This window comes from Morganella sp. HMSC11D09, assembly GCF_001807955.1.
In the GTDB taxonomy this organism is placed as follows: domain Bacteria; phylum Pseudomonadota; class Gammaproteobacteria; order Enterobacterales; family Enterobacteriaceae; genus Morganella; species Morganella morganii.
This window is the reverse complement of the sequence record NZ_KV791672.1, coordinates 164,486-177,734: the sequence shown is the minus strand read 5'-3', so window position 1 is coordinate 177,734 and position 13,249 is coordinate 164,486. Positions and strand designations below refer to the sequence as shown.

Sequence of the window (13,249 nt, the reverse complement as noted above, 5' to 3'; positions counted from 1 at the left end):
CCGCTGCGGAGTGATTCTGCCAATGTGCTGATAATCCGGATTACGCGGAAATCCGCGTGCCGATGGCTTCGCCATCAAATAATAAATGCAGCTGATCCGCATGACGCCAGGAGGCGATATCCACCGGCCGCCCCAGTGTGGCCGCCGCTTCCAGCGCCGCGTTCACTTTCACAATCATGCCGTCGGTGATAATGCCGTCGTCGATCATTTTCTGTGCATGTACACCATCGAGTGCTTTGATTTTCTGCCCTTTGCCGTCCAGGATGCCGCTGACATCCGACAGCAGGACCAGATCTGCGCCCAGCGTTTCCGCAATGGCGGTAGCCGCCTGATCCGCATTCACATTCATCAGCAGTCCGTCTTCCGTGATGCCGATGGAACTGATGACCGGCAGAAAACCGTTGTTCAGTAACAGATTCAGCAGAGCCGGGTTGCCCGGTGCCGCTTTACCGACATGGCCCAGTTCGTCACTTAGTGGTGTGACTTTGACACTCTGACCATCCCCGAGACACAAGCCGGTACCGTTGAGCTGATAACGGGTCGCCCACGCCAGCAGTGTTTTGTTGGCACTGCCCGCCAGCGCTCCGGTGATAATGTCTATCTGATCCGCCGGGGTGACCCGCAGCCCCTGCTTTTTCACCACCGGTAACTGTAATTTCGCCATCAGTTCATCCACTACGCAGCCGCCGCCGTGAACGATGACGATGCGGCGGTCATTTGACGCCCGGTATGCGGCCAGTGCGGTGAATAAACGCCCGAGGGCTTCTTCGCTGTCCAGTAACACACCGCCTAATTTGATGACTAATGGTTCCATTTCCGTTTTCCGTCAGATAAAAGAGTGAGCCGGGCTGTCTGCTTACTGTGGCAGCAGGGACAGCGTTTCATTAAAGCCAAAACGAATATTCATGCACTGAACCGCCTGAGCAGCCGCCCCTTTGAGCAGGTTATCCTCTGCACCAGCGACAATCAGATGCTCTCCCTGCACGGCAAAGCCCAGGTCGCAGAACGGCTGACCAACAACAGCATTCAGTGCCGGTACGCCGTGGTCATACACCCGCACCAGCGGTTTATCGTCATAGGCCTTGTGATAGGCCGCGCTGACCTGCTCTGCGGTGACGCCGCTTTTCAGTCTGCAGGTGATGGTTGCCAGGATCCCGCGTTTAAAGTTGCCGAGATGCGGGGTAAAAATTACCGGAGTGCCGAGATGTGCGGCAATTTCCGGCTGATGCCGGTGAGTAAACAGCCCGTAGGGTTGCAGACTCACCTCACAAAAACTGTTATTCAGCGCGGCTTTACGCCCCGCACCGCTCACGCCGCTGGTGGCATTGATAACCGGCCATTGGGTCAGATCCAGCAGGTCATTATCCAGCAGCGGTTTCAGCGCCAGCTGGGAGACCGTCGGATAACAGCCCGGCACCGCAATCAGTTGCGCGGTACGGATGTTGTCATGCTGCCATTCCGCCAGGCCGTACACGGCCTGCGCCAATAAGGCGGTATGTTTGTGTTCAAATCCGTAGTATTGTGGGTAAAAATTATCCTGCTGAACGCGGTAAGCGCCTGAAAGATCAAACACCGTGCAACCCGCCGCAAGGAAAACCGGCACGAGGTCATGGCTGACCTCATGGGCGGTTGCCAGGAACACCACATCGGTATTTTGTGCAACGGCGGCCGGGTCTGTCAGCGGCTCCAGCGGCAGATCCACCAGGCCCCGGAACTGCGGATGCAGATCCGAAAAGCATTTTCCGGCATCCGCACTGTTGGCAGAAACCATCAGGCCGGTCAGTTCCGTCTGCGGGTGGCGTTGGATATAAGCAGCGAGCTCTGCACCGGTATATCCGCTGGCACCGATAATCAGCGTTTTCAACATAAGTTATCTTCACCTTGTACCTGAAACACAAACAATGTATTTTTATTCACATAAACTGCATGAATATTGATACTATTATGACTAAAGGCTGTCAACAGTGAATATTAAATTACCTGCATTTATTGAGATTTATCGTCAGCTCATCGCGGCACCTTCCATCAGTTCCACGGAAGCGGAATCTGATCAGAGCAATGAAACTGTTATCAATCTGCTGGCGACCTGGTTTGAAACCCTGGGGTTTGATGTCGAGGTGCAACCCGTTCCGGAAACGCGCGGCAAGTTCAATCTGCTCGCGAGTCTCGGGGATGGCGACGGCGGTCTGCTGCTGTGCGGCCACACCGATACCGTCCCGTTTGATGAAGGCCGCTGGAGCAAAGATCCCTTCACCCTGACAGAGCAGAACAACAAGCTGTACGGGCTGGGAACAGCGGATATGAAGGGCTTTTTCGCCTTTATCCTCGACGTGCTGCGCGATATCAGTGTGAAGGATTTGCAGCACCCGCTCTATATCCTCGCCACCGCAGATGAAGAAACCACCATGGCCGGGGCGCGCTATTTTGCCGCCAATGCAGCTATCCGCCCGTCCTTTGCCATTATCGGCGAACCCACGTCGTTACAGCCGGTGCGGGCGCACAAAGGCCACCTCTCCAATGCTATCCGCATTACCGGTCAGTCCGGTCATTCCAGTGATCCGGAGCGCGGCGTCAATGCGATTGAGCTGATGAATGAATCCATCACGCACCTGATGTCACTGCGTAACGAGCTGAAAGAAAAATTCAATAACCCGGCGTTTGTCATTCCGTATCCGACCATGAATTTCGGTCATATTCACGGCGGTGATGCGGCAAACCGTATCTGCGGCTGCTGTGAATTGCATATGGATATCCGGCCGCTGCCGGGCATGACTCTCAGTGATATTGACGACATGCTCAATACCACGCTGGAGCCGGTGAAGCAGCGCTGGCCGGGACGGCTGGCGATTGAGGAGCTGCATGCGCCGATCCCGGGTTACGCCTGCCCGACAGATCATAAAATGGTCGGTGTGATTGAAAACCTGCTCGGCGAAAAAGCGCAGACGGTGAATTACTGCACCGAAGCACCGTTTATTCAGGATCTGTGCCCGACCCTGGTGCTCGGCCCCGGGTCGATTGAACAGGCGCATCAGCCGGATGAATTTCTCGAAACCCGCTTTATTGAGCCGACCCGTGAACTGCTGACCCAGCTTGTCACCCATTTCTGCTGTAAAACCCCCGAATAATTCTTCTCAGCGGACAGCCCGTCTGTCCGCGCTTTTCCCCTCATCATGACAATCTTTCATACAGCGTGTGAGAAAACCTCACCCGCACTGTGACAATTAGTGGTTGACGTTTAACCAGTTCATCCCGTAATCTACATCCAGACGTCTAAACGTATAGACATTCAAATAATCACGGACGGATAACTGCGGGGGCAGCGATGAGTTTTTTACATATAGACCAGCACGAAGCACTGAATCAGAACCTGGCAGAACTGGCCGGTCGTGTGGCCGTATCTTTTGAATTCTTTCCGCCGGGCACACCGGAAATGGAAAAAACCCTGTGGCAGTCCATCGAACGTCTCAGTGTGCTGAAGCCGAAATTTGTTTCCGTCACTTACGGGGCGAACTCCGGCGAGCGGGACCGCACCCATTCGGTGATTAAAAGTATCAAAGAGAAAACCGGGCTGATTGCTGTTCCGCACCTGACCTGTATTGATGCCACCCGTGATGAGCTGAAAACTATCGCCAGAGATTACTGGGATAACGGTATCCGCCATATTGTGGCGCTGCGCGGCGATCTGCCGGACAGCAGCAGCAAACCGGATATGTATGCCGCTGACCTGGTCGGTTTGTTAAAATCGGTCGCCGATTTTGATATTTCCGTCGCCGCTTACCCGGAAGTGCATCCGGAAGCACGCAGTGCGCAGTCAGATCTGATTAACCTGAAAAAGAAAATAGATGCCGGTGCAGATCGTGCTATCACGCAGTTTTTCTTTGATGTCAGCACCTATCTGCGTTTCCGTGACCGCTGTGCGGCGGCCGGTATTGATGTGGAGATTGTGCCGGGCATTCTTCCGGTCTCTAACTTCAAACAGTTACAGCGCTTTGCAGGAATGACTAACGTCCGCATCCCGGGCTGGCTCGGCACCATGTTTGAAGGCCTGGATGATGACCCGGAATCCCGCAAGCTGGTCGGGGCTTCCGTGGCAATGGAGATGGTGAAACTGCTCAGCCGTGAAGGCGTGAAAGATTTCCATTTTTACACCCTGAACCGCGCGGAACTGACTTACGCTATCTGCCATACTCTGGGTGTCCGCCCGGCCGCCTGCGTGGCATAATTTATCACGATCCGGGCACATACATCAGTATGTCGCCGGATCGTGAGCATCCGTCACAGCGAAAGGTAAGGCGTTTATGAGAACTCTTTAAATGCCTTAATCGTATTTGCCGCGTACATCACAGACGGACCGCCACCCATAGCAACAGCCACACCCAGTGCTTCCGCCAGCTCCTGCTCCGTTACCCCCGCATCAACCAATTTTTTGGTATGAAAACCAATACAACCATCACAACGGTTTGCCACCGCAACCGCGATAAAAATCAGTTCTTTTGTTTTTTTATCTAATACACCATCCGCCGAGCTGCTGCTGACCAGCTCTGAGAAAGCGGTCATAACATCCGGGATAAATTTACCCAGTTCCTGCATGTTTACGGCGATTTCTTTAGTGACATCTTTGTAATATGACATTTCCGATCCTTAGTGAGAGTAACAGTTACATACAATATATATTTTAATATTATATAAATTTGCAGATTATTCAATATCATTATTCATATATTCCCGCCATTATTTTGAGATATCTCCGGCAAACTGCCGTTTTCTGCAATTAATTTATGGCATATACGGTAAGATAAATATTTAATTATCTCATGAATAATAAGGAAATAATTGATGCTTCAAATTCGGTTACATGGTGCGCCATGTAATGTCCGGCTGGATAATGGCAAGGTTATGTCAGGCAAAAAAGCAGCAGATCATCTGGCAAAAACAATTAAAGCCACAGGAAATTCACCAATTAATTTTGTTAGTTGCTACGGGGCTGCAGGAGGCGCGATTTCGAATGCACAGATGCTGGCTAATAAAACAGGTTGCCCGGTTAAAGGATACACAAAAAAAATCTCACCGGTACAGGCGGGTAATAACAGTCATGCAGGAAAAAGCCGGGTATTCCACCCGCAAAGCCCTCTGAAAGCGAAAGTTTGCGGCATCACTAACCAGACAGCAGGTTCATTGATACAACCCGGTATGCATGCTTACAATTTTCTGAGAACACATTTGCATCCCTGAATAAAAAATGGCCGCAACTGCGGCCATCCGGGGCCGCCGGCCAACCCGCAGGGGTTGGCAGCGACCGTCAGTGATTGTAAAAATAACGTTATTAACCGGTATTACGCATACCTGCCGCAATGCCTGCAATAGTCACCATCAGGGCCTGCTCTACCTGCGGATCTGACTGATCGCATTCACGTGAGCGGTGCAGCAGTTCGGCCTGCAGGACGTTCAGTGGGTCGGTGTACACGTTACGCAGAGCGATAGATTCCGCAATCCACGGCAGATCCGCCATTAACTGCTCATCTTTGGAAATCATCAGGACGCTCTTAATATCCTGTGATAACTGTTCGCGCAATTTTGCCCCCAGCGGCCACAGGCGCGGCTCCACCAGGCGCTGGTCATAGTATTCCGCCAGCCATAAATCGACTTTGGCAAACACCATTTCCAGCATACCGATGCGGGTTCTGAAGAATGGCCACTGGTAATACATCACTTCCAGCATGGCCCGGTTACCTTCATCCACGGCGGTTTTCAGTGCCGCACCCGCACCCAGCCAGGCCGGCAGCATCAGACGGTTTTGCGACCAGGCAAAAATCCACGGAATCGCACGAAGCGTTTCCACACCACCGGTCGGACGGCGTTTTGCCGGACGGGATCCCAGCGGCAGTTTGCCCAGCTCCTGCTCCGGCGTGGCTGCACGGAAATACGGGACAAAATCCGGCTGTTCGCGGACATAATCGCGGTACATCTCACAGGAGACATCCGAGAGGCGATCCATAATCGCAGCCCACTCCGGTTTCGGCTCCGGCGGCGGCAGCAGATTGGCTTCCAGACTGGCGCTGGCATACATTGCCAGGCTGCTGATAGTGACCTGCGGCAGACCAAACTTAAAGCGGATCATTTCACCCTGCTCTGTCACACGCAGACCGCCTTTCAGGCTTCCCGGCGGCTGTGAGAGCAGTGCGGCGTGTGCCGGTGCACCGCCGCGGCCGATGGTGCCCCCGCGTCCGTGGAACAGCGTCAGTGTCACGCCTTCACGGGCGCAGACTTTAATCAGTGCATCCTGAGCGCGGTATTGTGCCCAGGACGCCGCCATTACCCCGGCATCTTTGGCAGAGTCGGAGTAACCGATCATCACCATCTGGCGGTCATTAATCAGATTGCGGTACCAGTCGATGCTCAGCAGGCGGGTGATAACACTCTCTGCATTATTAAGGTCATCAAGGGTTTCAAACAGCGGTGCGACCGGCAGGGTGACCGGACTGCCGGATTCTTTCAGCAGCAGTTTGACCGCCAGGACATCCGACGGTACTTTTGCCATCGAAATCACATAGGAGGCGACAGAATTTTCCGGTGATTCGGCAATCACCCGGCAGGTATCAAAAACTTCGCGGGTTTCATTACTGCACTCCCAGTTCTGCGGTACCAGCGGACGTTTTGACTGGAGTTCACGCAGCAGGAATTCCTGTTTTTCCTCTTCCGGCCAGGCGGCGTAATCCCCGAGGCCGAGATACTGTGTCAGTTCAGACAGCGCTTCGGTATGACGGGTGCTTTCCTGGCGCACATCAATGCGCACCAGCTGCAGGCCGAAGCAGCGGATGCGGCGCAGGGTATCCAGCAACTGGCCGTTGGCAATAATCTTCATGCCGCACTCAACCAGCGAGCGGTAGCAGAGATACAGCGGCTCCCATAACTCTTCGTTATCGGTCAGCAGGTTATCCGGTTTGATAGCCGGTTCACCGGCCAGGCAGCGCTCCAGATAGTCCAGTGTGCTTTTCAGACGGGCGCGCAGCTGTTTGGTGATGACGCGGTACGGCTCGGCGGCATCCTCACCCACACGCTCACGCAGCTCCGGCGTGCATTCGCTCATGGAGAGCTCGGAGACCAGCACCTGAATATCATTATAGAAAAGATCAGCAGCCTTCCAGCGGCTGAGGGTCAGCACGCGCCGGGTGATATCTGCCGTAACATTCGGGTTACCGTCGCGGTCACCGCCCATCCAGGAGGTAAAGCGGATCGGTGTGGCTTCCACGGACAGGTTGTAATCCAGAGACGCCTCGAGCTGCTCGTTAAACTCGCGCAGGAACGCCGGAACCCCTTCCCACAGACTGTTTTCCACCACAGCAAAGCCCCACTTCGCTTCATCAAGCGGCGTCGGACGGTCTTTGCGGATTTCATCAGTGTGCCAGGCCTGTGCCACCAGCTGACGCAGACGGCGCATAATACGATCGTGCTCATAATCAGCCAGGTCATCGTGATCCAGCTGTGCAAGACAGGTATTCACCGCCACCAGTTTGTGGATCAGAGTACGGCGGGCAATTTCGGTCGGATGTGCGGTCAGCACCAGCTCAATGGAGAGCTCATCCACGGCCTTGCGCATCTCTTCATTGGTAAAGTTTTTGGCTTTCAGCTGATCAAACAGCGCCGCCAGGGCAACCGGATTGCTGGCCGCCTCACCGTGCGGCGAAATGCTGTGATACTGCTCCGCCACGTTGGTTAAATTCAGGAACTGGTTAAATGCGCGGGCAACCGGCAGCAGTTCTTCATTGGATAGATTTTGCAGTGTCATCAGCAGCTTCTGCCGCTGAATTTCATTACCGGCCTGTGACGCTTTGGATAACTTACGGATGGATTCTACTTTCTCGAGAATATGTTCACCCTGGGCCTCTTTGATCGTGTCTCCGAGTAGTTTCCCGAGCATACTGACGTTACTGCGCATTGCGGAATATTGTTGATTCATACGACCCCTGACCCTTATTGACGGCAGAATCCTATGACCGCCGGTGAGGAACTTTCAGCCGGCAGTTCTCTGTCCTGTACATCTTAGTGATTTCATACGACGGATTAATTCTTATTTTGTGACGCCGTTCCCTTGCATTTATCTCTGCCCTATATTCATATCAAAAAAAACGCGCTTTGAAAGGACTTTATCAGATTTAATTACCGTGCTGCCATCATGTTGCGCACAGGCAGGTGCCGGATTATCGGGTAAAAATCCGTCCCGCCAGCATAATGAAAGGGAAAAACAAACGTCACAGACAGATATCGCGAATTAAGGCAAAAATAGTAACGATTCAGCCTGAGCGAAAAACCTCAGTCCGGCGGGGAAAAATTCAGCGGGAAAGTGTAACGGGAAACCGTCAGCAGAAAAACAGCGGGAAGTGAAAATAGTAACGGGATGCAATTAAATCCGTTAATCGCATCCCGCCGGGATTGTTTCTGTCCTTAGCCTGACTTCCTGTCAGAAGAAGCACGTCCGGTGCATATCCTTACCATGACATCCTGTCACAGCCATCATCCATAATGGTTATATGTCCGTTGTGAAACATCACCATGCGTTATTTATACCAACCCTGTACTATAAACGTAATAAGATAATTCCCGTTATAGTCATCTTTTGTTCTGCTTACAGGATATTTAAGATTATTTAACCCCGTTAGTTATCACAATCCGACGAATTACAGTAACTGTGCCAGACGGTTTAAATCTGACTGAATCGCCCCGGCAGTGACATCACGTCCGGCACCCGGCCCGCGGATCACCAGCGGATTATCGCGGTACCAGCGGCTTTCCACCGCAAAGAGGTTGTCACCCGGCTGTAATGACGCCAGCGGATGTTCAGGACGGACTGCCTCCACCCCGACCCGCGCTTTGCCGTTGGCATCAAAACGGGCCACGTAGCGCAGCACCATGCCCATTTCACGGGCAGCTTCCAGCCGGCAGGCCATCTGTTCATTCAGTGCAGTGACATTCTCGAAGAAGTGATCCGGTGTGCCTTCCTGTGCCGCTTCCGGCACCAGGGATTCCACACGGACATCTTCCGGCTCAATTTCATACCCGGCTTCACGGGCGAGGATAATCAGCTTGCGCATCACATCCTGGCCGGATAAATCAATACGCGGATCCGGCTCGGTCAGCCCCTGCTGCCAGGCCTGTTCCACCAGCTCACTAAACGGTACGGTGCCGTCGAATTGCAGGAACAGCCAGGAAAGTGTGCCGGAGAAGATCCCGCTGATCGCAATAATGCTGTCGCCGCTTTCATGCAGATCGCGCACACAATGGTTGATCGGCAGTCCCGCACCGACAGTGGCGTTGTACAGCCAGTGACGCCCGGTTTTGCGGAACGCATCGCGGATCTGGCGGTAATCGCGGGTTTTTGCCGCTCCGGCAATTTTGTTGGCGCTGATGACATGGAAACCGTACGCGGCAAAATCGGCGTAACTTTCCGCCAGGGTTTGGCTGGCGGTCAGGTCGATAATCACCAGGTCATCAAACGGATGGTTGCGCATCCACAGATACAGGGTGTCCTCATCGGCGATCGGCTCTGCTTCCTCATTGAAGAAAGCCAGTGCGCGGCTCGGATCCAGCCCGTCGTAACTGAGCAGCGCTCTTTCGCTGTCCGCCACCCCGGCGAGAACAAATTCAAACCCGCTGCGGGCAGAGAGATTACTCTGCTCACGCGCAAACAGTTCCAGCCAGCGGCTGCCGATATTGCCTTTGCCGAACACCATCAGGCCGATCTGCTTTTCCGCACGGAACAGGCTCTGGTGCAGACCCTGAATCACATGCCCGGTCTGACGGGTGCGCAGAATGGCCACGAGGCTGATGCCGTCCTCGGCCTGCCAGATAAACTCCACCGGCTGATCTTTGAGCTGCTGATAAAAACGGTGGTAATGCAGGAGGTTTTTACAGACCCCCGCCCCGACCAGCGCCACCAGCGAGAAGCCGTCACGTAGTGTCAGTGTGCCCGGCAGTCCGGCGCTTTCCAGCACATGCAGGGCGCTGTCTGCCACTTCGGCGGTATAACTGAGCTGAATAAGATTGTCATCATTATGCAGGCCGACCGCCAGCGGGCGGATCTGGCTGCGTTTAAGCAGCAGATCAATACTTTTATAACGCGCTCTGGCGTCATCCCCGGCCGGCAGGCGGATATCAATCAGACAAACCTCATCATGGTTGGTCACGATCTTCGCCCCGGTGCCGGATGCCAGCACACGCTCAATTTTTGTCGAGCCCTGTTCCGGCTGGTAACTGCAGCGCAGCTGTAAATCGATATCACTGACGGACACCGGCTGTAAAGTGCGGGTATGCAGCACCGGTGCCGCCAGACGTGCCAGTTCACTGGCTTCATCCAGACGCAGCAGCGGCAGCAGACAGGCATCTTTGACTTTGCGCGGATCCGAGCTGTAAACCCCCGCGACATCACTCCAGATAGTCACTTTTTTCACCCCGGCCAGCGCACCAACCTGAGTGGCGGAATAGTCACTGCCGTTACGGCCGAGCAGCACGGTTTCCCCGGCACGGTTACGGGAGATAAACCCGGTCACCACCAGGCGTTTACCCGGATGCAGCGCCAGCAGTTCTGCAAGCAGCGGCTGCGACCGCGCGGTATCCACTTCCGGCTGCGCCGCCCGCTCCGCACACAGGAATGTCCGGGCATCCAGCCACTGTGCGGCCATACCCTGCTCCTGAAGTACCTGAGCCATCAGACGGGCAGACCAGATTTCCCCGTGGCCGGTCACTTCCGCGTAAATCACATCATTCAGCGGATTTTCCAGCAGTTTCGCCAGGCGCTGAATATCATCATTAAACTGAAAGATCAGGACATTGGCCTGAACTTCCGGCAGTAAGTCACTGATAAGGGTTGTCTGATAGCGTTGCAGGGTCTGCCGCGCCTGTTCTGCGGCAGCACGATCACTCTGACTCAGTTTGACCCAGTTAATCAGCTGGTTGGTGGTACTGCCTGCGGCAGATACAACCATCAGGTCATCCGGCTCACTGTAGTTCGCCATAATATTCGCCACCCGCAGATAACATTTTGCATCTGCCAGGCTGCTGCCGCCGAATTTATGTAACTGACGCCCTTTTACTGATTCATCAATCGCCAACGCACTCATGATTACCCTTACCCCTTAGTCACTGACTGAAATGCGCGATCCAGATCAGCAATCAAATCACTGCTGTCCTCAATCCCCGCAGAAATACGTAATAAGCTGTCTGAAATTCCCGCTGCATGCCGTGCCTGCTCCGGCATTCCCGCGTGTGTCATGGTCGCGGCATGGGAAATCAGCGTTTCCACCCCGCCCAATGACTCTGCTAGTGTAAAGAGAGACAGGTGAGATAAAAAGCGGGAAATTGCAGCTTCATCACCATTAATGTCAAAACTGAGCATTGCACCGAATCCTTTCTGCTGCTTTGCCGCCAGTTCATGCCCGGGATGCGTCTCCAGTCCCGGATAATACACTTTTTTCACCAGCGGCTGATGCACCAGATAATCCGCCAGGATGCGGGCATTTTTTTCCTGTAAGGTGATTCTCGGGATCAGAGTGCGAATACCGCGCAGCAGCAGATAGCTGTCAAACGCCCCCAGTGTCACTCCGATATTATTCGCCCACCACGCCAGTGTTTCACAGTGTTCCGCATCTGCGGCGATCACCACACCGGCGACCACATCAGAATGTCCGTTCAGGTATTTGGTGCAGGAATGGATGACAAAATCCGCGCCCAGCGCCAGCGGCTGCTGTAATGCCGGGCTGAGAAATGTGTTATCTGCCGCCACCAGTGCCCCGGCCTGATGTGCTTTTTCACTGACCGCGGCGATATCTGTGATCCGCAGCAGCGGATTGCCCGGCGTTTCAATCAGCACCAGTTTCGGCTTTTCTGCCAGTGCGGCACTGAGTGACGCCTCATCGTTCATATCCGCAAAACGGACGGTAAAATGGCCGCGCTGCTGACAACTGTCGAGCAGCCGGTAAGTACCGCCGTAGCAGTCATGGGGAGCCACAATCACATCCCCGGGTGACAAAAACACGGTAAACAGCAGATGCAGAGCTGACATCCCGCTGCTGGTCACCACCGCCCCGGCACCGCCTTCCAGCTCCGCCAGCGTGCGCCCGGTGATATCCCGCCCGGGATTGCCGCGCCGTGAATAATCATGTTCACGCGGGCTGTTGAAGGCCGGAAAATTATAGGTTGATGAGAGATACACCGGCGGTATGACACAGCCGAATTGGGTCTCTTCATTGAGTCCGTTATGAATTGCCGCTGTCGCGGGTTTGCGTGCCATACCTCTTTCCCTGTCAGTAACTGAACGAGTTATCAGCATATCCGCGGTTCATTTAGACGTCAATATGTCTGGACATCCATCCTGCTTTACGGTTATATATACAAGTGGGATAATACCGATATCAGTCAGGTACTTTTCTGTGCCCGGCTCCTCCTCAAACTGACTAAGATAACAAGGTAATCCATGGCTGAATGGAACGGCGAATATATCAGCCCTTATGCTGAGCATGGCAAAAAAAGTGAGCAGGTAAAGAAGATTACAGTTTCTATCCCGTTGAAAGTGCTTAAAATTTTAACGGATGAGCGCACACGCCGCCAGGTGAATAACCTGCGTCATGCCACCAATAGCGAACTGTTATGTGAAGCATTTCTGCATGCTTTTACCGGACAGCCACTGCCCGATGATGATGATCTGCGCAAAGAACGCAGTGATGAAATCCCGGAAGTGGCGAAAGAAATTATGCGCCAGCATGGGGTCGACCCGGATACGTGGGAATATTGAGTTTTATCCGCGTGTTATACGACTTCTCAACCCGGAAACAGACATAAAAAAACGCCCTGTGAAATATTTTCATTCAGGGCGTTTTTTATGGAACAGAGCGCGGCATGCCGCGCAGTGCCATTATTTCTTCGCAGAAGGAACGCTGAAGCGTTTGTTGAAGCGATCAACACGGCCGCCGCTTGCAACGTCACGCTGTTTACCGGTGTAGAACGGGTGGCATTCGCCGCACACGTCCAGGTTCAGGTTGTGACCTGCGGTAGAGTTAATTTTCATTACGTTGCCGCAAGAGCAGGTTGCAGTGATTTCTGCGTAGTTAGGATGAATACCTTTTTTCATGGGAAAACCTCGGTTAAGGCCGTGTCGCTATCCGGGCCTTTTTGCCGGACACCACACGTCGTGTTGATGATAAGTTATCGGTGGTATTTTAATTACCAAAGGCGGCGGATCATACAGAAATTCCCTGAA

11 protein-coding genes are annotated in these 13,249 nt (G+C 53.6%); 4 read left to right on the top strand and 7 right to left on the bottom strand.

What is annotated here, in order from left to right; translation table 11 throughout:
* Positions 1 to 40: 40 nt before the first annotated feature.
* Positions 41 to 814, bottom strand: coding sequence for an acetylglutamate kinase (gene argB, locus HMPREF3119_RS06945; protein ID WP_004236593.1), 774 nt, complete (start codon positions 812 to 814; stop codon positions 41 to 43).
* A gap of 42 nt (positions 815 to 856) precedes the next feature.
* Positions 857 to 1,867: an N-acetyl-gamma-glutamyl-phosphate reductase gene (gene argC, locus HMPREF3119_RS06940; RefSeq protein WP_004240779.1), complete on the bottom strand. Its 1,011-nt coding sequence runs from the start codon at positions 1,865 to 1,867 to the stop codon at positions 857 to 859.
* A gap of 97 nt (positions 1,868 to 1,964) precedes the next feature.
* Between argC and argE the strand changes: the two genes are divergently transcribed.
* Positions 1,965 to 3,125, top strand: coding sequence for an acetylornithine deacetylase (argE, locus tag HMPREF3119_RS06935; RefSeq protein ID WP_070579110.1), 1,161 nt, complete (start codon positions 1,965 to 1,967; stop codon positions 3,123 to 3,125).
* A 197-nt stretch (positions 3,126 to 3,322) separates the two neighbouring features.
* A complete protein-coding gene (gene metF / locus HMPREF3119_RS06930; RefSeq protein ID WP_004236596.1) occupies positions 3,323 to 4,222 on the top strand; it encodes a methylenetetrahydrofolate reductase in 900 nt (299 codons plus the stop codon).
* Between the two features lie 74 nt (positions 4,223 to 4,296).
* Here metF and HMPREF3119_RS06925 read toward each other — a convergent pair whose 3' ends face one another.
* Entirely contained in the window at positions 4,297 to 4,632 is a 336-nt protein-coding gene (locus HMPREF3119_RS06925; RefSeq protein ID WP_004236597.1) for a carboxymuconolactone decarboxylase family protein, read from the bottom strand.
* Between the two features lie 204 nt (positions 4,633 to 4,836).
* On the opposite strand from HMPREF3119_RS06925, the gene HMPREF3119_RS06920 reads away from it, so the two are divergent.
* On the top strand, positions 4,837 to 5,232 hold the full coding sequence (locus HMPREF3119_RS06920; protein WP_125460931.1) for a hypothetical protein: 396 nt from the start codon (positions 4,837 to 4,839) through the stop codon (positions 5,230 to 5,232).
* Positions 5,233 to 5,323: 91 nt separating this feature from the next.
* On the opposite strand, the gene ppc is transcribed toward HMPREF3119_RS06920, so the two are convergent.
* The 3 genes from ppc to metB all read right to left on the bottom strand — a co-directional run bounded on the left by ppc (position 5,324) and on the right by metB (position 12,283).
* Positions 5,324 to 7,957, bottom strand: a complete 2,634-nt coding sequence (gene ppc / locus HMPREF3119_RS06915; protein WP_004240786.1) for a phosphoenolpyruvate carboxylase — start codon at positions 7,955 to 7,957, stop codon at positions 5,324 to 5,326.
* Positions 7,958 to 8,675: 718 nt separating this feature from the next.
* A complete protein-coding gene (locus tag HMPREF3119_RS06910) occupies positions 8,676 to 11,114 on the bottom strand; it encodes a bifunctional aspartate kinase/homoserine dehydrogenase II (RefSeq protein WP_070579107.1) in 2,439 nt (812 codons plus the stop codon).
* A gap of 8 nt (positions 11,115 to 11,122) precedes the next feature.
* Entirely contained in the window at positions 11,123 to 12,283 is a 1,161-nt protein-coding gene (gene metB / locus HMPREF3119_RS06905; protein WP_070579104.1) for a cystathionine gamma-synthase, read from the bottom strand.
* A 183-nt stretch (positions 12,284 to 12,466) separates the two neighbouring features.
* Here metB and metJ point away from each other — a divergent pair, with 183 nt between their 5' ends.
* Complete coding sequence (gene metJ / locus HMPREF3119_RS06900) at positions 12,467 to 12,784, top strand: met regulon transcriptional regulator MetJ (protein WP_004236602.1); 318 nt, start codon at positions 12,467 to 12,469, stop codon at positions 12,782 to 12,784.
* A 120-nt stretch (positions 12,785 to 12,904) separates the two neighbouring features.
* On the opposite strand, the gene rpmE is transcribed toward metJ, so the two are convergent.
* Positions 12,905 to 13,120 (bottom strand): 50S ribosomal protein L31, encoded by a 216-nt coding sequence (rpmE, locus tag HMPREF3119_RS06895; RefSeq protein ID WP_015422394.1) that lies wholly within the window; start codon positions 13,118 to 13,120, stop codon positions 12,905 to 12,907.
* Between the last annotated feature and the right edge of the window lie 129 nt (positions 13,121 to 13,249).

Excerpts from the sequence above, each read along its gene's own strand:
- argB (WP_004236593.1), bottom strand. The coding sequence starts at position 814 with ATGGAACCATTAGTCATCAAATTAGGCGGTGTGTTACTGGACAGCGAA.
- argC (WP_004240779.1), bottom strand. The coding sequence starts at position 1,867 with ATGTTGAAAACGCTGATTATCGGTGCCAGCGGATATACCGGTGCAGAG.
- metF (WP_004236596.1), top strand. The coding sequence starts at position 3,323 with ATGAGTTTTTTACATATAGACCAGCACGAAGCACTGAATCAGAACCTG.
- HMPREF3119_RS06925 (WP_004236597.1), bottom strand. The coding sequence starts at position 4,632 with ATGTCATATTACAAAGATGTCACTAAAGAAATCGCCGTAAACATGCAG.
- HMPREF3119_RS06920 (WP_125460931.1), top strand. The coding sequence starts at position 4,837 with ATGCTTCAAATTCGGTTACATGGTGCGCCATGTAATGTCCGGCTGGAT.
- ppc (WP_004240786.1), bottom strand. The coding sequence starts at position 7,957 with ATGAATCAACAATATTCCGCAATGCGCAGTAACGTCAGTATGCTCGGG.
- HMPREF3119_RS06910 (WP_070579107.1), bottom strand. The coding sequence starts at position 11,114 with ATGAGTGCGTTGGCGATTGATGAATCAGTAAAAGGGCGTCAGTTACAT.
- metB (WP_070579104.1), bottom strand. The coding sequence starts at position 12,283 with ATGGCACGCAAACCCGCGACAGCGGCAATTCATAACGGACTCAATGAA.
- metJ (WP_004236602.1), top strand. The coding sequence starts at position 12,467 with ATGGCTGAATGGAACGGCGAATATATCAGCCCTTATGCTGAGCATGGC.
- rpmE (WP_015422394.1), bottom strand. The coding sequence starts at position 13,120 with ATGAAAAAAGGTATTCATCCTAACTACGCAGAAATCACTGCAACCTGC.